Here is a 20,379-nt window from a genome sequence, read left to right as displayed (position 1 = left end):
ACAGTTTGAAAAAAATAATGCTGAAAAGTAGAAGAAAAAGTGGAGCTAGCCGGTCTCGAACCGGCGACCTCTACACTGCCAGTGTAGCGCTCTAGCCAACTGAGCTATAGCCCCAAGGTGGACAAATATAATCTGATTGTTTATTTAAAGAGATTTTGAATCTCATCGGGCACACGTTTCAATTTTTGGGTTTCTCTTTCAATTAGGCACCAATTAGATTTTACCTGCACGAGAAGTTCATCTTCTTTATAAATTTCAACTATTCTATCCGAGAAGGGACCACGGTATCCTTCAACATACGTTTTGATTGTGACCTGATCTCCCAAAAAGGCTTGCTTCTTATACTCAACATGATGCGTTCGTACCATCCAAAAATATCGCTCATCAATATCCGGGTTAATTCTCTCTAACCAATGTTCTCTTGAAATATCAAGTGCCCATTTCATATAGATCAAATTATTGACATGATGGTTAAAATCAAGATGATCTTCAACTACGGTTATGTGTTTATCAAAGACCTGCATTTATTTATTGCATTTAAGAACTATACAAATTGAAGCATGAAGTCTCTAACACTGTCATCTGGACTCATTTCCATTTTCTTTTTTAACCTATTGACCTTGCTCTTTACAGAGCCCAAGGTAAGGTGAGTCACGTTGGCTATCTCCTTGTTGGTCATACCGATTTTCAGATATGCACTTAACTTCAAGTCTTCAGTAGTCAAAGAAGGGTTATTGGTCTTAAGGTTATCAAAAAATTGTGGATGCACATCTTCAAACCGATGTATAAAGCTATCCCAACTTTTATCTAAGGAGTATCCATCAGAAATCGTCCTTTTCATCACCTTCAGTTTTTGCTTATGCTCACTATCCATATTCCCTTCTATCTCGCCAATTTTCTCTTCAATATTTTTAAGGATTGAATTTTTTTCATGAGATGCCATTGCCATGGTGGCTAGCTCTCTTTCTTTAGAGGCAAGCGCATCAGCTGCCAACTTCTTTTCACTCTCTCTCAATTCTTTCAGCCTTTGATTTTTCTCAGCTAATGTCGTATTGGCCTCTTTTTTTAGCTTGTAATACCTGTAGAGAATAAATAAGGCAAGCATGAGAATAATGGTGCCTCCAAAAGCTGCTGATCTGATGATTTTCTCTCTTTTCAGTTCCTCGCTCAATACCAGCTTTTCCTTTTCATTTGCTAGCTCGATTGCATCCTTTTCCTTATTGAATTTGTACTCTGCTTCTAGCAATGTCAACCTTTTAGTCTGCTCAATATTTTTCAAACTATCGGAGAGTTTTTTATTCATTAACAATGCGTCGAATGCAAGACTATTATTACCAAGCTTGTTCTCAATTTTCGATAACAAACTATATCCACTTTCCATATTAGATAAAAGACTAGCACGCCTTGATTTTTCAATTCCCTCGAGTGCATACGTCTTAGCTTCCTGATATCTATCCATTAGATACAGGGAAGTAGCAACACCAAGTAGTGGATATGTTTGTGAAGCGTTATCACCAAGCTCTTTATAGATGTTTAATGCTTCCTGAGAGTAATTCAACGCTTTGTCATGTTCGCCAAGCTGATCATAGACAACACCAATATTATGATAGTTTTTAGCCACATCGCTTCGTGCACCGATCCGCTGATTAATTGCTAAACACTTTTCATAGTATTCGAGACCTTTATGAAACTGACGTGTTTCTACGTAAACAATACCGACATTATTTAGGCTTACAGCGATTTGTCTAGGATCGCCGATTCTTTCCCTAAGCTCCAAACCATTGATATAGTATTCAAGAGCCTTCTCATAATCTTTTTGCACAAAATATATGATGCCTATGTTATTGTAGCTTGATGCAATCCTGGCAGTATCCCCAAGTTGAATTCTATAGTCTAGGGACTTTAAAAATTGATCTAATGATTCTGTATAGTTACCTATCGCCCTATTAACATCGCCAAGACCATGTATCCATTGGCCAGTCCTTTGACATAGTCAGATCTGCTCGATACTTCGAGCACTTTATTGAATAATTCAATCGCCTTTGTATGATGTCCAAAAACTTTAGTTACCCATCCTATTGCATAATAGGCATCACTCTCACCTTCTGTATATCCAATTTCTGAAGCAATCTTTATTGCTTCGCTACCGTATTTAGCAGTACTTACTGAGTCAAAAACGAGGAACTTAAATGCTAACTTGTTGTAAATGTCAACCTTGTCTTTTTGAGGAATATCAGAATTGGTTAACTCAACAAGCGAATCTATTTCCGGAGTCTGAGCAATCATCGGGTGCACTGTAATCAACGCAAAGACAACAACGAAAAACCTTCTCATACTTTTATTAATTGCTAAACTGATAATGACTTATCAAAGTTTTTAAAGGGCCAATTGTTTAGGCGAATAACAATTTAATTGAAAAATGATCTTGATTCAATATTATATGGTCTAACTGAAAAGAAGAATAAAATTTCAAAGTGCTAACCTTTTGCTACCCTATAAAATTTCTTCAGCCAAAACAAGTAAATAATCTTTGAGGCATCTAATATTTATAATTAGTGTATCTCGTGGTAGTGATACTAAGGCGGAGCATCCGAAAGAGGATGCTTAAAAGAGCGGTTCCACGTGAACCGCTTCTTTTTACTTTAAAGAAATTATAGGATTACCAGCTAAGGATATATTTAGGTAGTACTAAGGCGGAACACCTATCTTAGGTGTGAATAGAGCGACTCGTGGTGGGGTCGCTTTTTTTATGCGTATTTGAGCATAAAATCTCTTAGACTGTCTTGTGGACCCATCTCCAATTTCTTCTTCAATCGATTAATCTTACTTTTAACCGACCCAAGCGTCAAATGCGTCACATTGGCGATCTCTTTATTCGACATTCCGATTTTAAGGTAGGCACTCAATTTAAGATCATCCACTGTCAATATTGGGTTTTGATCTTTCAGCTTATCAAAAAAGTGTGGATGCACATCTTCAAATCTGTGTAGGAAGCTATCCCAACTTTTGTCTAATGAATAACCATCAGCGATGGCTTTTTTCATTTCCTTCAAGCTGGTTTTCATTTCGTCACCAATTCGAGCTTCAATGAAACTGACCTTCTGCTCAAGATCACTTAGCAAACTGTTTTTTTCATGCGAAGCCATAGCCATAGTTGCCAACTCACGCTCCTTAGAAGCAATGGCTTCATCAGATAGTCTCTTCTCTCTTTCTCTAAGCTCTGCTAACCTCAAGTTCTTTTCTTCGAGCAGCAAATTTGCCGTTTTCTTCACTTTATAGGATCGATAAGCGAACAATGCAATTATTGAAATCAATACAATGAGTACACCTGCACTTATCAGCATCCATCGTTCTCGAGCTAGCTCTTGTTCATAAGCGAGCTCAGTTCTTTTCTGCTCTTCTGCGATTATTTGTTTTTCTTTTTCGAATTCATATTCTGCTTCAAGACGAGTAATTCTCTTTGTACTATTTTCATTGAATTGCTCATTCTGAAGGTCTTTCGAAATTGCTAAGAATTCATATGCTGATCTATATTGACCTTTACGTTGATACACTTTGTGCAGCGCATTGGATAACTCCTCCATATTTGGGATTAGATCATTGGCTTTCGCAAGATTAAACCCTTCAAGAAGCGTAGCTTCCGATTTATTTAAATCACCTTTAATACTGTAGTACTCTCCTAAGTCCAGATATACACTAGCCATCGTTCTTTTGTTGTCGCAATCTTGTGCAAGCGACAAAGCGCTAGAGATATAGTGATAGGCCGAATCATAGATCTGCTCCTCTAAGTAAAGATCTCCAAGTTGAGTCATTGGCATTGCCGCCGTGCATTTAGACCCACTAGAATTGGCTAGGAAAATGGATAACCAGTAGTTATTCTTTGCCTGATCTATTTGCTTCAGATGCACTAGAACATTACCCATATTTAGAAGTGTATGTGCTCTCCCTGCTTTATTTCCTGTAATGCTGTCATATTTTGAGGTGTTGGAATAGTACTCAAACGCCTTGTTGAAATCACTTCGTTCCAAATAGATATTGGCAATATTGTTATACAGGTTTGCCATCATATTGGCATTGTCATTTTCTTCGAAATACAATAAGGACTCTTGATACATTTCAAGGGCTTTGGAATACTTACCTTGTTCACTGTAAGTAACTGCAATACTTGCCAGCAATACAGCCCTATTTTCATAATTCTTGATCAAATCAAACAACTCATATGATTGCTGAAACGCCATTCTAGCAGAGTCATACTGAGATTTTCCGAAATGAATATTTCCTAAGGTATTGAGCGCATCGGCTTGTATCTGGATCAATCCATTCTCTTGAGCGAGGTCTCTTGAAGTTGATACATAGAATGCAGCAGAATCTCTATTCCCCATGTAATTATATCCCAAACCAAGGTTACGAAGCGCTTGTGCTTTTCCTTTCACAAAATCTATATCATCTGCAAGCGCTATTGCATCATTGGCATAAACTATGGTTTTCGCAGCATCGATATATCTCCACTCGAAAGCAAGATTTATCAATGTATTCACCTTATTGGTATCAAGATCCTGAGTGTCTAGAATGTTTTCTAAACTGTCAATGGTAGCATTTTGTGCAAGTACAATTGAGATACTCGAAATGCATAATATCAGGTATAGCAGATATCTCATATGGTAATGATGGTATATAATGGTTTCTTTAAAAACGTCAATATTAGAAAAGAAAACCTATTTTAAGACTTATAAATATGATGCTTTTCTAGCTTCTAACTTGTGCTCATCCAATTATTCTAAAAGTTTTTGAATTGAATTATCTTAATCAGCTATACATCAAGTTACATTTTAATTGAAACCAGAAGTAAAAGCAATTATCGATTCCAACTTTGGAAAATACATTTCTATAAGCGATGAGGCATATGAGTATCTAGATTCCAACTTTGAGGAGAGAGAATATGCTCAAAGGGCTTTTTTGGTCGAAGGCGGTACGGTAGCCAAATATTTTTATTTTGCTCTTTCGGGTGTTCAGGCAGGGTATTTAATAAATAGCAAAGGTGAAAAGGTTGTATTTGGTTTTTCCTATAAAGGCTCTCCTTCGGGGATTTATGACTCGTTTATCACACAAACTCCTTCGAATTACTTCATGGAAACCTTGACTCCATCGAAGCTGATCGGGATCAATAAAGAAAAGTATGACCAACTCTTTATTCAATTTCCTGAATTTTATCAGTGGAGAACTCATTTCATGGAGATGATACTTTTCGGCAGAGGAAGTAGGGAGGTAGAAATGTTGACTCTGACAGCAAAAGAACGATTTGACGCCTTTATAAAAAGATGTCCACAAGAACTATTACAAATCCCACAAAAGTATTTGGCTAGCTATTTGAACATGACACCAGAGACATTAAGCCGATTGCGAGCACTCAGAGATTAGTTGATCTAGATCAATTTTTTTCTGGTAATCATGCTTGAGCTTTGATTCATCAAAAATTCAAAAGATTATGGAAGTCAATTTCGAGCAAATCCTTGAACAATCGAATAAGATAAAGAACTACATCAAAACGGAAGTAGCTGAATTTTCCGATGAAAAACTCAACTGGAAGATGAATGAGAAGAAGTGGTCAATTTTAGAAGTGGTCAGTCATCTGAATAGGGTGTACGAAAAGTACCTCGATAATTTTCAATTGGCTATTGATTCTGCCCCCGAATTATCATCGGATGAAGTATTAGAATTTCAATCTACTATTTTAGGAAGGCTGTCAATCTATTCAATGAGACCAAAAGGTGATAAGCGTAGGTTTAAAATGAAAACTTTTGATTTTTTCAATCCAATATCTGAACCTGACAAAAAAAATGAAACCATTGACTTATTCTTAGCTAATAAGGAAGCATTCAATGAATTGATTAGACAGGCGAGGGTAAAAAATCTGAAGGATATAAAAATGCCGACAGCCTTGGGTGAAAGAATGAAATTTTATGTTCCAGAATGCTTCCGTTTCATCTTAGCACATGAACAGCGACATATCGTTCAGATTGCTAGTATCTTAGAGGATATAGAATAACACTTTCATCTTATTTTATTGGGTGAAAGTCATATAGCAATAAAAAGATGAGCAACGAAAATCCTGACCTGAAGATTGCACAGTCTGCATCTTTGAAACCTATCGATCAGATCGCCAAAAAACTTGGTTTGAATAATGGTGATATCGAACAATACGGAAAGCATAAAGCCAAAATCCCGCTTTCTTATATCGATGATCAAAATGTGAGCAAAAACAACATGATTCTAGTTACCGCGATCACACCTACACCTGCAGGCGAAGGGAAAACTACAGTTTCAGTTGGTCTCGTAGATGGTTTAAATCACATTGGGAAACAGGCTGTTGCTGTGTTAAGGGAACCTTCATTGGGACCTGTGTTTGGAGTAAAAGGAGGCGCTACCGGTGGCGGTTACTCTCAGCTAATACCTATGGAAGATATTAATCTTCACTTCAATGGAGACTTCGCGGCAATCGAAAAGGCTAACAACCTACTATCCGCTTTAATAAACAACAACATTTACGGCCGGTCAAGAAACCTTGGTATTGATCCTAGAACAGTAAAATGGCGATGGGCAATGGACATGAACGATAGGTCGCTAAGGCATATTGTAACAGGACTGGGAGGCAAGCAAGGAGGATTTCTTCAGGAGTCAGGATTTAATATCACTGCGGCTTCTGAAATTATGGCCATTTTATGTTTGGCAAGGGATCTTTCCGATCTAAAAGAACGGATGGGGAACATATATGTAGGAGATACCTTCTCAGGAGAGCCCATTTTTGGAAGGGACCTAAATGCACATGGAGCAATGGCAGCATTACTTAAGGATGCTATAAAACCTAATCTCGTACAAACACTAGAGGGAAATCCAGCCATTATCCATGGAGGCCCCTTTGCAAATATTGCTCAGGGGACAAACTCATTGGTCGGTACCAAAATAGGTCTATCACTTGCTAATTATGTAGTGACGGAAGCAGGCTTTGGTGCAGATTTAGGTGCCGAAAAATTCTTCAATATTAAATGTAGAGCTGGAGGTATAAGTCCCAAAACTGTAGTTCTAGTCGCTACTGTGAGAGCGCTCAAATATCATGGAGGAGTCAGCAAAGATCAACTTCAAGAGCCCAATGCCAATGCAGTAAAAGAAGGTCTTGGGAACTTAGAAAAGCATATCGAAAATATTAAATCGTTTAATATTCCTGTAGTAGTAGCCATAAACAAATTCATAGCAGATACTTCTGAAGAACTCCAATGCATCGTAGATAGATGCAATGAGTTGAATGTGGAGATAGCCTATGCAGACGGTTGGAAGAATGGAGGTAAAGGCATGGCTGATTTAGCACAAAAAGTTGTAGATGCAGCCAATAGTTGTGACCGTAGCTTTAAACCTACTTATGAATTGAACGCCCCTCTAAAGGATAAAATTGGAGCCATAGCCGAACGAATATACGGAGCGAATAAAATTGTTTATAGTCCAAATGCCAATACCATATTACGGAGAGCGGAAACACTCGGATTCTCCGATTTTCCCATCTGCATGGCGAAAACTCAAAACTCCTTTTCGGACGATGCAAAATCGTACGGGAGGCCTCAAAATTTTACTATCAATGTTCGGGAGGTCGAAATTGCAGCTGGCGCTGGGTTCATTATTCCAATAACTGGGAAAATGTTAAGGATGCCTGGTCTACCTACTAAGCCTGCTGCTGAAAATATTGATATTGATAAAAACGGAAATATTACTGGACTATTCTGATTGAGCGAAATGGAAAAAATAGTTATAATTGGAGGTGGCATTATAGGTCAATTCACAGCATACTACCTATCTAAGTCAGACTATGAAGTCGTTATCGTAGACGATGCTACGGGAATGCCTCCAGCATCTTCGGGCAATTGTGGACTTGTTACCCCTAGCCACATAGCTCCACTCAATTCTTTTTCAGCCATGCTCCAAGGAGTGAAATGGTTGGGGAAAAAAGATGCTCCTTTGTCTATAAAACCACAATTAGATGGCGCATTTATCAAGTGGTTTTTATCCTTCATGTGGCATTCTCGCAAGTCTTCAATTAAAAAGGTTGTTGCCGTTCGAAACGAGATGTTACAATCTAGCTGGAGACTATATCAAGAATATTTGACTTCAGAGTTGAGTGAAAGTGCGTTTAAACCAGATGGGCTAATGTTCGTGGCTAATTCTAAATCTGGATTCCAAACCCTGAAGAAGGAAGTTGAATTCTTATCTAGTAATAGTTTGTCTAGTGAGATTATAACTAAATCAAAGCTTCTGGATTTAGAGCCATCTATAAAAGATGATGCTGTAGGAGGGGCTATATTTCATACCGATGGTTGGCTTAGGCCAGATAGGTTGTTAGAAGAGATAAAAAAAATTAATAATAAGAATGGTGTTAAAACGTATACTGGTCAAGTAACAGAGATCAACACGACTCGAAATTCAATAACTAGTATACAAACAGAACAAGATGAGATTTCATCCAATAAATTCATCTTAGCAGCTGGAGCTCCTAGTTATCTTTTAGCAAGAAAAATTGGAATATCACTTCCGATGATCCCCGGTAAGGGCTATAACCTTACCTATGCTACTAGCCTCAAAAATCAACCAAAACTTCCTGTTTATATGTTTGAAAAAAAGGTGGTGGCTACACCATGGGCTGATGGCTTTAGGTTAGGTAGTACCATGGAATTCACTGGATTTGATAACTCCTTAAACACGAAACGACTTGAAGCTCTAAAAAGAGCTTCTAAAGAATATTTACATACTGATATTGACCAATCTGATCCGCAACCGTGGGCTGGCTGGAGACCTATGTCTAGTCGTGGTTTACCAATAATCGAACAATCCAATAAGTACAAAAATCTGATCATTGCCACAGGACATGGTATGCTTGGTCTCAGCTTAGCACCAGCTACTGGTCAAATTATTTCAGAGCTAATAAAAAAAGGCGACTCAAATTGAGTCGCCCATTTCGCAACCTGCCTTAGCTGATTGCTTCCTTAGTTACTTTTATACTTAATTTTTCAATAAACGTCCTGAGTATATTTCTTCGCCTTGATTATCCAACAACTTAATCATGTATACCCCTTGATCAAGTTTGCTCAGATTCACTTGCCCTGAGATATCTTCAGAAATAATCAACTTACCATCCAAGTGATAGATTGAAATTTTAGTAGCCTTCTCATTCGTAACAGTTAAGTAATCATCCACTGGGTTAGGATATATTTCTACAGCTTCGAGATCTTCTGTGCTAAGAACTCTTTCGACAGTTAAAGTTCTAGTCCGATCATTGGCTGGACTATACTCTTCATTACCTGCTTGCGACGCTGTGATTGTTGTTTGTCCATCAGCAAGAACAGTCAATATATTACCTGAAACAGTAGCAACAGATGCATTAGAACTTTCATATGTCACATCTAGACCAGAGGACGCAGTTGCTGACAAGGTAATTGTTCCAACATCTTCAGAAACTGATCCTAGGGCAGTAAATGTAATAGACTGCGCTAGTTTGTTAATTTCTACTTCAAACACATCAGAAACTTCGCCATTGCCATCATTTGCGGTCACTGTAATATCTGCAGTTCCTGCTGAAACTTCGGTCACTGTTAGTGTTCCATTGTTCACTTCAACAGTAGCAACATCTTCATCTCCAGAACTAGCACTAAAGGTCAGTTCGTCTCCTTCATCTTCATCTGAGAACACATTATTAAGATTAAAATCATGAGTAGTAAATGAGATATCATATGATTGATCTGAAATCGCTGAAGCAACTTCAGGTAGGGCATTTACTCTAAAGTCAAATTCGAATAGGACTTCATTACCTTTTCCATCTTCTGCAAGAATCGAAATTGCAGTTGTCCCAATTCCTGCCTCAGTCACTGTTAACGTTCCTCCACTTTCTGTAGCAGAAGCCACACTACCATCACTACTCTCTACCGTGTAAGTAAGAGGATCATTTTGAGCGTCTAAAAACACATCTGAAATATTTATTGTGGTGGATGCAAAACCTTCATTTTCAATCTGATCGTCGATTGGGTTTTCAACAATAATTCCATTGACATTTAAGGTCAGTGGAATTTCAGCAGGTCCGTTCGGATCATTACTCTCTACTTGTAATGGAAGTTCAAATCTCCCATCAAAAGTACCGTTCGGGTTAAAGAATACCGTCACTTCCTGGCTACCCCCTGGCTCAACAACCCCCTCTGAGACAGAGAAAGACACTGCATCATATTCAAAAAATGCAGGGGTTCTTTCATAGGTAAATCCTCCTGTACTCCCTTGTCCATCATCATCACCTTGGGCCCAGTAAGTAAATACTACATCATAGTATAGATCTTGATTTGTTAGATGCATAGAATAGATGTTGTCACTACTTGGATTACCTCCAACAATATTTCTCCAATTACCATAACCACCTCCAATAGGTCTAGGCATCCTTAGTTCCTCAAAACAATACGGTCCTTCGCCTTCATCTCCTACCTCTCCAGTAGCACCACTTCCCCATAGCGTTCCTGCAGGTGACTCATCAGTTGCGCGATTGAATTCCTCCTCTCGTGCTATATTGAAAATACCTCTCGAGGATCCTCTTGTTATCCAAACATCATCTGCAATTCGATCTTGATTCTCTTCCAATGTCCAATCAACATTATCAGGCCTTGAAAACTCGACAGTACCACCAGAAAGGCCCAGATTCCATTCTAAATCCGCATCACCAGTATTGGATATAGTGAACGTCTGCGAAGCAGAAGCTCCAAAAAATACTGTTTGATCAAGTGCCGTCTTATCAACACTTAACACTGGAGGGTTCGCTCCAGAACCTGACAAGTCAACTGTATAGTTAGAAGTAGTACCATCATTGCTAGAGATCGTAAGAACAGCCGTATAACTAACAGTTTCTGTTGGAGTAAAAGTAACTTCAACTGATTCTGACTCACCAATACCAATACTAGATGGCACATTTGATACCGTGAAAGCCGAATTATCAGTAGTAATGCTTGAGATCTCAAGATTGGCAAGTCCTATATTTTCAATTCCCAATTCAAGCGTTTCTTCAGTTCCTACAAAAACTGATTCAAAATCTAAAGCATCCTCCTCAACCACAATTTCTGGTAAACCAAGAACCGTCAATGATACCGTTATTTCATCCGTATTCAATCCATCCGAAATAGAAATTACAGCTTCATATTCTCCTGCACTAATTCCTTCAGCATTAATATCAAATGTTACTTCTTGCGACGACTCTCCATCGATAGCACCTTCTGGTAATGTAAAGTCTGTAATCCAGGCAACAGCCTCATATCTTCTATATGAAAATCCACCTCCTTGTGATGGATTACCACAGCATCCGCCTCCTGACGTCCAACTTAAAAATTCAACGTCATAATACTTATCCTCTTCAACGTCCCACATTGAAAGTGTTTCACCAGGTAGATCAGCAGCGTCTCCTTCGATGGCATTTCTCCATGATTCGTACCTCTCTGCTTCCGACGTTCGTCCATTCGCCCAAAGTGTCCCGTGAGGAGAAGCATCATAAGGATCGATTTCGGGAACCTCGATCACAATGGCAATTCGTTCACCTCTTTCTCCACTGGTGTACTCTGTCTCAAGAGCAGCATTGAAAAGACCTTGTCTGTCACCTCTTGTAATCCAAAGATTTTCAGAAACACGATCTTGATTAGCTTCTAGGGTCCAATCAGCAAAATCTTCTTTTTCAAAGATGACTTCATCAGTTCCTGCTACGGTTATTTTATCAATACTTATTCCAACCGAACTTGTGCCATTATTGGTAACTGTAAACGATTTCTCAACAGTTCCTCCTGATAATAGCTCGGCACTAATTGTAGAAACATCAACTGTCACATCAGGTGGAGCAATTCCCGTTCCACTTACGCTAAAAGTATGAGGCGAATCACCATCATCGCTTGTTATAGTTCCCGTTGCATTGTATGCTTGCTCAGCTCCTGGTGCAAAAGATAACGCGATGCTTACAGTCTCATCAGGTTGAATAGTTGCAGTTGTTACTGATGCACTAAATACTGCATCGTCAAATGTTATATCTGTAACATTAAGTACATCCGTCCCTGTATTTCTAATCGACAATTCACCTTCATCGCTTGTTTCGCCAACAAAGACGTTGCTAAAGCTAAAATCACTGCCTTCAGTGATTGAAAGGTTTGGAGTACCTGTAACCTCCAAGTTAAATGTTAGGGTAGTGGTTGGATTTGCCGGATCGTTGGATAAAACATCATATGAGAAAGTGTACATTCCAGCATTTAGGTTAGTAGCGTCAAAAGTTACTCCTACTAAGCTCGTTCCTTCAGTTCCTAATTCATCGCTGTAGGAATCCAAAGACAGCCATTGAGATGCAAGTCTTCTGGTATAAGTGACTCCACCTCCACTTTCATTCGACTGCCAAAAATCAATATCTAAGTCATAATATTCATCGTAATCTACCAAGTAAAGAGAAAGAGTATTGCCTTCTAAGCAGCTACCGCAATTATCTGTGGCCTCCTGAAAATCCGGAGTGTAATCACTAAACGAAAGTGAGTTGGTTTGGCCATCTCCATACATGATTGTTTCACTATTACTATTGTAGTTATCGGTTTCGAAATAGTTGAAAATTGGCTCGTATTCATTTCTTGTAATCCAAACATCCGCTTTGATACGATCTTGATTTTCTTCTAGCGATGGATCTGCATAATTGGCTTTTGAAAAGTAAGTTTCATCTCCTGCATTCCAGTTTAATGTACCATCTCCTGTGTTTTCAATCGTAAATGTAACTGTAGTTGAGCTTCCTGCCGCCAATGTCTGGCTAAATGAAGTTTGTGTTATTGAAAAGGTAGGAGCATCAAGTCCATCGGCTGTTACATCAATTACATAGCTAGGACTAACTGGATCATCACTGGTAACAGTCAAATCTATATCGTAGGTCTGTACAGCCATGGGTGAAAATGTCGCTTCAACCACATATGTACTAAATGGAGGAACAGAAAAGCTTGTTTCTGCTGGTACCAAAACCGAGTTATCCGAAACAACATTTGATACTTCTAATGTTCCGCTTCCTGAGTTGATGATAGGAACCTCTAAGGTGATAGAAGCACCGTTTTCGACTGAAGTGCTCGCCGTGGTCTCAGTGCTGGTAATATCTGGTGTACCTGTAACATTCACATTTACTGTAATTACCTGCACTGGTTCAAGCGGGTCGTTAGAAGAAATTGTTGCTGTACCCACAAAGTCTCCTTCGAACATTACTGACCCATCTATATCGAGATCAAACATGACACTTGCATCAGCAGCCGTCGTATTCAAATCTCCTTCAACAATGGTTTCATCTACATTTAACCATTGCAATACTTCTCTTCTGGTATACGAATACCCCCCACCATTGCCATCTCTCGTCCAAGAGTGAAACTCAATGTCAAAATATCTGTTTTCATTAATTAGATGCAGTGATAGCGTCGAACCCACAATTTCATTTCCGATATTTCCATTTAGCACATCTCTAATGGTACCATAATCATCAGCTGTCACCTCTGAAGTAGGTCCATTTGCTCACTCAATGGTTGCCGTACTCTCGCTCCAAGAAGTCTCCTCGAAATAGTTGAACATTGGTTCTGAGCTTCCTCTTACTAACCAAACTTCAGCAGACAACCTATCTTGATTGGCTTCTAATGAAATATCTGCACCATTGTCTTTTTCGAAGAAAGTTCCAGTAGGTTCTAAGGCTCCTGCGTTGATGTTCACTGTCCATTCCAATTCTCCATCACCAGAGTTACTAACTGTAACGGTGTTGTTAGCTGTCTCTGAAGTGGAAATGCTTTCAGAAAAAGCTAGTGGAGAAACACTCATTTGCGGCGTAGAAACACCATTTCCAGAAACTGGAATCACTACACTCGGCGTTTCAGCATCATTTGACGTAATTGTAATGTTTCCAGAAAAAGAACTTGCTGCATCCGGTGAAAAAAGAACACTAACATCCGCTGTCTCTTCAGGCTCAATGGTAAGTATAGTAGAGGTTGGCGTAAATTGGGAAGAGCTACTTGTTATCCCTGATACTACAAGATCCGCTGTGCCTTCATTATAAATGGTAAAAGTCTGATTTGATGTAGTGCCCAAAAAAGTGTCTTCAAAAGGATCTAGCTCATCATAATCGATCAAGGCTTCACCTATAATCTCTAGTGAAATATTAATCGTTTCATTTGAATTACTTGGATCATTTGAGAAAAGTGTGAGTGGCCATTCATACATGCCTTCATTATTGCCGTTGTCACTGAAAGTGATTGTAACCACTTGTGATTCTCCTGATGCAACAGTGCCACTAAAATTATCTAGTGTCACCCCTGACATTTCGCTTGGTCTTCCTGATGTTTCAGTTGAAGACCAATTCAAATCTGAAACTCCATTATTCGATATTGTAAATGTCTCAGTTACTGAAACATCGCCAGTATTTAATGTCTGCGAAAAAGAATTTGCTGACACTTCGAACGTAGCTGCTGGCAGCACTTCAAGATTGATAGGAATTACGATTGTCCCCTCATCTGCATCGTCACTGGTGATTGTCAAGCTGCCAGCATATGTTCCTGACATTATATCATTTGCTGATATTTGAATTGCAAGAATCACTTGCTCTGCTGCAGCCAAAGTACCAGTTGTAACCGAATTGAAGTTTAAATACTCATACATTTTATATCTTGTATAAGCGAAGCCTCCTCCGCCATTACTTCCCGTCCAGCCGCTAAAGTCTAATTCGAAATACTCATCGTCTGAAATAGCATGAAGTGTCGCTGTATTCCCAATTAAAGATTGAGGATCTCCACCATGCATATTCTTAAATGTATCAAAGCTGGAGGCCGCGTTTAATCCCCCAGAGGCCCATTCTGTATCTGTAGGAGAACTATTATTTGCGGAAGTTTCCGATTTGGCGTTGAAAATACTTTGGTTATCCGCACGAGCGATCCAAACATTGTTGGCTATTCGATCTTGATTTGCTGGTATAATCCAATTCGCAAAGTCGTCTTTGGAAAATGCCACGCCAGGTCCTCTTCCATAAACATCTCCTAGCTCTGAAGACCAGTTAAGTGGTGCGTCTCCATCGTTGGTGATGGTGACATTTACTGTTATAATGTTTCCAGGCTCTAGAGACTCATCAATAGATGTAGTTGTTACAGTAATTTCTTGTTGTCCTATCGCATTTAATGCCGATAGCAAAATAGCAAACATGCTAAAAGTCCAAAGGACCATATTTGGCTTTGATTTCATGGTGTTAGTCGTTAAGTGGAATTTTTTGTAATAGGTAGTAAGCGAATAACAAAAGTTATTCGATACAGGCGATGGGTAATTTGGCGGTTAAGTGATGAAAAGAAATAAATATAAAAATTTTACAATAAATAAAGACGGTTCGAAAATTAACACGTTGATTATCTGCGTTTTATGTTTTAAAAAATAGTAATGTAAATCTTAACATTTCAACCTTATCTTTCCTGTCAAATCACTTCAAAAACTTGCCAACTTTTAATTAGCGATAAAAAAGGCGACTCAAATTGAGTCGCCTAATAGCAAAACCTTAAGATTTTGCTTCCTTAGTTGTCTTTTTGATTAAAGAACATCAATTCATACCATAACTATTAATATGGGTTATTACAAGCATCAATAGGATAACCCTACTAATCGATCAATACTAAGGCAGTTCAATATTTTATTAATAAACGATTTTATAACATTTAAATAATATAAGTGGCGGTTTAGCCGCATGAAATTTGCAGATATGGAGGCATGAGCGGATTTCATACTCTTAAAGCAACTAGTTCTAAAAGATCTTCAATGAAAACAAGGAAGTCTATCAAAGAGCTTTACGATGAAAATAGACTTCTTTATGCTGAACGAAAAACAATAGATCCAAGGCAATATGACCCTGAACAATTAAGGGAGTTCCTGGTCAAGTTTTATGAAAAGAAGAGAAGGCAATTGAAGATGAGGTACTACATGCTTGTTATCAGTGGTCTTCTAACCGCTGGTATTGTGATCGGAATTATAAATGGGATAAACAGTCTTTTGTAATATTGTCAGATGGGTGGATTTGGAGTGATTAACCACATGGTTCAAACTTTTCGGAGCAATAGGAAACTATTGAGTGGACGTAAAAAATCAATGAAGCAGATTTATGAAGAGAACAACTTCTTTTATGTCAGAAAAAAAATCAAAGAAAAAACGAAGAACTACGATCCTGAAACCAAGCGTATATTTTTAGAGAAATTCCATGCAAAACAAAAAAAGGTCCGCGCCAGGCAGACCTTTTTAATAGTAGTTATTTTCAGCCTAATTGGCCTTATCGTGCTGTTCTTTTACAGCTCAAACTTGATTCCCTGAGCCAATGGCAGTTCAGTCGAATAGTTAATAGTATTGGTTTGACGTCTCATGTAAGCTTTCCAAGCATCAGACCCAGACTCTCGGCCACCACCTGTTTCTTTTTCACCTCCAAATGCTCCCCCAATCTCAGCACCAGATGTACCAATATTGACGTTTGCAATACCGCAATCAGATCCAGCGTGCGAAAGAAACATTTCTGACTCCCTAATATTAGTGGTCATGATCGCAGAGGATAATCCCTGAGGAACAGCATTTTGAATTTCTATTGCCTCCTCAATTGTTGAGTACTTAATCAAGTACAAGATAGGAGCGAAAGTCTCGTTACAAACGATCTCATAGTCAGCTTGCGCTTCATAAATTGCTGGCTTTACATAGCATCCAGACTCATAGCCTTCTCCAGATAATACTTCTCCTTCAATGACAGTATTGCCACCTTCGGCTTTTACTTTTTCAATAGCTGCCTGATACATTTTCACTGCATCAGCGTCAATAAGTGGCCCAACGTGATTATTCTCATCCAATGGATCTCCAATTCTCAGTTGTCCATACGCTTTCACCAAACGCTGCTTTACCTCTTCATATTGACTCTCATGGATTATCAATCTTCTTGTCGAAGTACATCTTTGTCCAGCTGTACCCACTGCACCAAATACGGCTCCTGGTATAACTAGATTTAAGTCTGCATGCTCAGAAATGATGATTGCATTGTTTCCTCCAAGTTCTAGAATATGTTTTCCGAGTCTTGCACCTACTACTTCTCCAACAGCCTTACCCATTCGAGTAGATCCAGTTGCTGAAATCAATGGTACTCTAGTATCTGCAGCTAGCCTCTTACCTATCTCGACATCACCAATTACGAGTCCGCAAACACCTGGATGGATATTATTCTTTTCAAATACCCTCTGAGCTATTTTCTGGCATGCAACAGCAGAAATAGGGGCTTTTTCTGATGGCTTCCATACACATACATCGCCACATACCCATGCAAGAGCTGCATTCCATGACCATACCGCAACTGGGAAATTGAATGCCGATATGATTCCCACAATTCCTAGTGGATGCCACTGCTCATACATTCTATGTGAAGGTCTTTCTGAATGCATGGTTAGTCCATAAAGCTGACGTGAAAGGCCTACTGCAAAATCGCAGATGTCAATCATTTCCTGCACTTCACCTAAACCTTCCTGAAGAGATTTACCCATCTCATAAGAGACTAGCGACCCAAGTTCTTGCTTGTATTCTCTTAGTTCATTGCCAATTTGGCGAACCACCTCACCTCTTTGTGGAGCTGGAAGCAATCTCCACTCTTTGAATGCAGCTTCCGCCTCTTTAATTACCGTGTCATAAGCTTTCTCATCAGCCAATGTTACACTTGCTATTTCATTGCCATTTACTGGGGAGTAGGATGTAAGCTTACTACCAGTAGAATCTAGCCACCTGCTGCCTACTGCAGCACCTTTATTTTCTGCGTCTACTTCAAGTCGCTTTAAAATCGTTTGAATATCCTGAGTCATGTTGTCTAGTTGTTAAGAATTGGCCGCAAAGCTAAGAAATGCGTGCATTGATAGAAATTATTTTGTAAATTGAAGAACGATTTATGGGGAATGCTACCACCACAGAGCCAAATAGCCCCCGATACGTATTTTCAGAAACTCAAAAAAGAAAGGTTCACCACCTCTTTAATGTGCTGGATATCGATCGGAATGGGCAACTACAACCCAATGACTTTGTCAATGTTGGGAAGAAAATTGTTTCCCAATTAAAACTCAATGAAAATTCACGAAGTGCAAGACTGATTCTCTTAAAGTCTCATCGACTATTCGTTCAGTTGCTAACCGATCTTCATAATCCTGAGTTAAGCTTAACGCTTTGGGACTGGATTGCTTTCTTTAGAGACCAGCTTGAATCGGGTGATGATAGCATTCTTAATCACTACATTCAACGTACGTCGCGCCATATCTTTGATCTCTTCGACATGAATAGAGATAGGTTAATCTCTAGAGAGGAATACGCCAACATGCTGACCATATATAATATCTCGCAAAAGATGGCTATTCAAGGCTTTGAAGAATTAGATACTAATGACGACAGCTTTATCTCTGCGGATGAAATGGTTGACGGACTGAACAACTTCTTTAAATCTGAAGATGAAAATGCTAAGGGCAATTTAATTTTTGGTGACTGGCGCTAGTTAAAAAATCAGCTTCCACCTAAATGCCCATTTCCAAGTTAATTTATAGTTGCTAATACCTGCTCTATTCATTATCTCTATGATTTCCCTCTTCTTAAATCCTCTTGCTACAGAAATAGAGGCATCATTTTTTACCATCGATGATTTTGAAAAAAGTGACGTCAGAAACAAAATACTCCAGTATGCTAAAGGATGTCGGTGCAAATCGTTGATAATTACTCCCAACCTGGCTTGATTTTTAAATTGCTTAAATAGAACTACCAATTCCTCCGTTGTGAAGTGATGGACAAACAGACAACAGTGAATCAAATCAAACTTTTCTTTTTGAAAATCATCGCTAAAAATGTTGATCGCTTTGTAACTGATCTCCGAATATTGCTTTGTGTTTTTCTCAGCATATTCGACTATATGTGGATTCGCATCAATGCCAACAAACGATGCATTTATATCTTTTTTCCTACTCCATTTAGCCATTTCTGCCATTATATCACCTCCACCACACCCCAAGTCTGCCAGCTTAATCTTGTTTCCCCTTGCAAAATTTTTGAATGCTGAAATACTGATTTGATTACCGCCTAATCTTCTATTGATGGTGTTTAGTTCTCGAAGTGTTTGATCTATGACGGGACCTGAAATATCCAAGTCATCCATGATCTCTAACTCCTCGGAACGATGCTTAAGCATGAATGTGAGTTTTTAGCACTGCACTTTCGAGTGTTAGCCCAGGACCAAAGGCAAAACTCAGCAGATGTTTTTGATCATCTTCTTTTGTCATATCATTAAATAATGACTTAATAACAAATAAGACAGTGGGGGAAGACATATTGCCGTGGGTTCTTAAAATCTCACGAGCAGCAAAGTTTTGATCTTTTGATATGCTAAGTTTTTCTTCAATCACGTCAAGGATCCGTTTACCTCCAGGGTGGATAGCAAAAAAATCAATATCAGATATCCCTAATTGAATTTTCTCAAGAAGTCTATTCGTTAATTCACCGATTCCTTCTTTTATTACATCTGGCACCTTGCTGCTCAATTTCATTTCAAACCCATGATCACCGATAAACCAACCCATTTCATCTCTCCCGCTCAAAGCCAAATCGCTGTAAAAGCTTTTTAATTCTAGCGAACGATCTCCAGGTTTCGAAGACATAATCATAGCTGCTGCTCCGTCTCCAAAAATGGCATTTGCAAGTAGGTTTTCATCATCTTTCTTTTCTTGAAGGTGTATGCTACAGAGTTCTACACAAACGACTATTACCTTGGCGCTAGGATTAGACTCAACTATATTTTGAGCAACTTTCATTGCGTTAAATGCAGCATAACATCCCATGAAATTGATTGATGTTCTTTGCGTAGAAGTAGGCAGACTCAATCTATCAACAAGTTCTATATCTAGACCAGGTGCATACATCCCGGTACAACTTACCGCAATCAAATGGGTAATTTGATCTTTTTTTATTGATGACTCATTCAATGCTTTATTACATGCCTCCTCAGCTAAATTGATTGCATGCTGCTGATATATCAGCATTCTTGGCTTTGCAGTAGGGAATTCTACCTCTTCCTTAAAAAAGCTTTGACCATTTAAATCCTCACCGAAATCTCGCAGTACAGAATAACGCTGCTTTATCCCGCTTGCGCGATATAATACTCTCAGTTTTCTTTCCTCATTTTTATTGAGCTGTAAGTGAGTTACCATAAAATCTGCAATCTGACTTTGATCGGTAAGATTAGCCGGAAGAGCAGTAGCGATATGGTTAATGTATGCGGACATCTGACAGTACTTCATTAATATT

15 protein-coding genes and 1 tRNA gene are annotated in these 20,379 nt (G+C 38.8%); 6 read left to right on the top strand and 10 right to left on the bottom strand.

Going from position 1 to position 20,379, the window contains the following annotated elements:
- Positions 1-40 precede the first annotated feature (40 nt).
- From ACY650_RS10485 to ACY650_RS10465, 5 genes are all read right to left on the bottom strand, one after another.
- Positions 41-114 (bottom strand) — tRNA-Ala (locus tag ACY650_RS10485).
- A 26-nt stretch (positions 115-140) separates the two neighbouring features.
- Positions 141-524 (bottom strand): acyl-CoA thioesterase, encoded by a 384-nt coding sequence (locus tag ACY650_RS10480; RefSeq protein WP_462247314.1) that lies wholly within the window; start codon positions 522-524, stop codon positions 141-143.
- A gap of 20 nt (positions 525-544) precedes the next feature.
- A complete protein-coding gene (locus ACY650_RS10475; RefSeq protein WP_462254401.1) occupies positions 545-1,939 on the bottom strand; it encodes a tetratricopeptide repeat protein in 1,395 nt (464 codons plus the stop codon).
- Positions 1,936-2,334 carry a hypothetical protein gene (locus ACY650_RS10470; RefSeq protein WP_462247312.1) on the bottom strand — a complete coding sequence of 133 codons (399 nt, stop codon included), beginning with the start codon at positions 2,332-2,334 and terminating at the stop codon, positions 1,936-1,938. The genes ACY650_RS10475 and ACY650_RS10470 overlap by 4 nt, the downstream gene beginning before the upstream one ends.
- Positions 2,335-2,747: 413 nt before the next feature.
- A complete protein-coding gene (locus tag ACY650_RS10465) occupies positions 2,748-4,658 on the bottom strand; it encodes a tetratricopeptide repeat protein (protein WP_462247310.1) in 1,911 nt (636 codons plus the stop codon).
- Positions 4,659-4,833: 175 nt separating this feature from the next.
- Here ACY650_RS10465 and ACY650_RS10460 point away from each other — a divergent pair, with 175 nt between their 5' ends.
- From ACY650_RS10460 to ACY650_RS10445, 4 genes are all read left to right on the top strand, one after another.
- Positions 4,834-5,418 (top strand): Crp/Fnr family transcriptional regulator, encoded by a 585-nt coding sequence (locus ACY650_RS10460; protein ID WP_462247308.1) that lies wholly within the window; start codon positions 4,834-4,836, stop codon positions 5,416-5,418.
- 67 nt (positions 5,419-5,485) lie between these two features.
- Positions 5,486-6,046: a DinB family protein gene (locus tag ACY650_RS10455; RefSeq protein WP_462247306.1), complete on the top strand. Its 561-nt coding sequence runs from the start codon at positions 5,486-5,488 to the stop codon at positions 6,044-6,046.
- Positions 6,047-6,093: 47 nt separating this feature from the next.
- Positions 6,094-7,773, top strand: coding sequence for a formate--tetrahydrofolate ligase (locus ACY650_RS10450; RefSeq protein WP_462247304.1), 1,680 nt, complete (start codon positions 6,094-6,096; stop codon positions 7,771-7,773).
- A gap of 9 nt (positions 7,774-7,782) precedes the next feature.
- Complete coding sequence (locus ACY650_RS10445) at positions 7,783-8,988, top strand: NAD(P)/FAD-dependent oxidoreductase (RefSeq protein WP_462247303.1); 1,206 nt, start codon at positions 7,783-7,785, stop codon at positions 8,986-8,988.
- A 54-nt stretch (positions 8,989-9,042) separates the two neighbouring features.
- Here the strand turns inward: ACY650_RS10445 and ACY650_RS10440 are convergent, their stop codons facing one another.
- Together ACY650_RS10440 and ACY650_RS10435 are read right to left on the bottom strand one after the other, a co-directional pair.
- Positions 9,043-13,557 (bottom strand): Ig-like domain-containing protein, encoded by a 4,515-nt coding sequence (locus ACY650_RS10440; RefSeq protein ID WP_462247301.1) that lies wholly within the window; start codon positions 13,555-13,557, stop codon positions 9,043-9,045.
- 21 nt (positions 13,558-13,578) lie between these two features.
- Entirely contained in the window at positions 13,579-15,285 is a 1,707-nt protein-coding gene (locus tag ACY650_RS10435) for a choice-of-anchor D domain-containing protein (protein WP_462247299.1), read from the bottom strand.
- 561 nt (positions 15,286-15,846) lie between these two features.
- Between ACY650_RS10435 and ACY650_RS10430 the strand changes: the two genes are divergently transcribed.
- The gene (locus ACY650_RS10430; RefSeq protein WP_462247297.1) at positions 15,847-16,083 is read left to right on the top strand and encodes a hypothetical protein; all 237 of its coding nucleotides are present in this window, start codon (positions 15,847-15,849) and stop codon (positions 16,081-16,083) included.
- Between the two features lie 284 nt (positions 16,084-16,367).
- Here ACY650_RS10430 and amaB read toward each other — a convergent pair whose 3' ends face one another.
- On the bottom strand, positions 16,368-17,906 hold the full coding sequence (gene amaB, locus ACY650_RS10425; RefSeq protein ID WP_462247296.1) for an L-piperidine-6-carboxylate dehydrogenase: 1,539 nt from the start codon (positions 17,904-17,906) through the stop codon (positions 16,368-16,370).
- A gap of 83 nt (positions 17,907-17,989) precedes the next feature.
- Between amaB and ACY650_RS10420 the strand changes: the two genes are divergently transcribed.
- The gene (locus ACY650_RS10420) at positions 17,990-18,583 is read left to right on the top strand and encodes an EF-hand domain-containing protein (RefSeq protein WP_462247294.1); all 594 of its coding nucleotides are present in this window, start codon (positions 17,990-17,992) and stop codon (positions 18,581-18,583) included.
- Here the strand turns inward: ACY650_RS10420 and ACY650_RS10415 are convergent, their stop codons facing one another.
- Positions 18,584-19,267 carry a methyltransferase domain-containing protein gene (locus ACY650_RS10415; protein WP_462247292.1) on the bottom strand — a complete coding sequence of 228 codons (684 nt, stop codon included), beginning with the start codon at positions 19,265-19,267 and terminating at the stop codon, positions 18,584-18,586. It lies immediately after the preceding gene.
- Entirely contained in the window at positions 19,260-20,372 is a 1,113-nt protein-coding gene (locus ACY650_RS10410) for a type III polyketide synthase (RefSeq protein ID WP_462247290.1), read from the bottom strand. The genes ACY650_RS10415 and ACY650_RS10410 overlap by 8 nt, the downstream gene beginning before the upstream one ends.
- Between the last annotated feature and the right edge of the window lie 7 nt (positions 20,373-20,379).

This window comes from Ekhidna sp. (genome assembly GCF_963691765.1).
Classification (GTDB): Bacteria; Bacteroidota; Bacteroidia; order Cytophagales; family Cyclobacteriaceae; genus Ekhidna.
This window is presented reverse-complemented; position numbering and strand designations above follow the sequence as displayed.

Coding starts and splice junctions, on each gene's coding strand:
- ACY650_RS10465 (WP_462247310.1), bottom strand. CDS start 4,658: ATGAGATATCTGCTATACCTGATATTATGCATTTCGAGTATCTCAATT.
- ACY650_RS10410 (WP_462247290.1), bottom strand. CDS start 20,372: ATGAAGTACTGTCAGATGTCCGCATACATTAACCATATCGCTACTGCT.
- ACY650_RS10420 (WP_462247294.1), top strand. CDS start 17,990: ATGGGGAATGCTACCACCACAGAGCCAAATAGCCCCCGATACGTATTT.
- ACY650_RS10435 (WP_462247299.1), bottom strand. CDS start 15,285: ATGAAATCAAAGCCAAATATGGTCCTTTGGACTTTTAGCATGTTTGCT.
- ACY650_RS10430 (WP_462247297.1), top strand. CDS start 15,847: ATGAAAACAAGGAAGTCTATCAAAGAGCTTTACGATGAAAATAGACTT.
- ACY650_RS10480 (WP_462247314.1), bottom strand. CDS start 524: ATGCAGGTCTTTGATAAACACATAACCGTAGTTGAAGATCATCTTGAT.
- ACY650_RS10450 (WP_462247304.1), top strand. CDS start 6,094: ATGAGCAACGAAAATCCTGACCTGAAGATTGCACAGTCTGCATCTTTG.
- ACY650_RS10415 (WP_462247292.1), bottom strand. CDS start 19,267: ATGCTTAAGCATCGTTCCGAGGAGTTAGAGATCATGGATGACTTGGAT.
- ACY650_RS10455 (WP_462247306.1), top strand. CDS start 5,486: ATGGAAGTCAATTTCGAGCAAATCCTTGAACAATCGAATAAGATAAAG.
- amaB (WP_462247296.1), bottom strand. CDS start 17,906: ATGACTCAGGATATTCAAACGATTTTAAAGCGACTTGAAGTAGACGCA.
- ACY650_RS10470 (WP_462247312.1), bottom strand. CDS start 2,334: ATGAGAAGGTTTTTCGTTGTTGTCTTTGCGTTGATTACAGTGCACCCG.
- ACY650_RS10445 (WP_462247303.1), top strand. CDS start 7,783: ATGGAAAAAATAGTTATAATTGGAGGTGGCATTATAGGTCAATTCACA.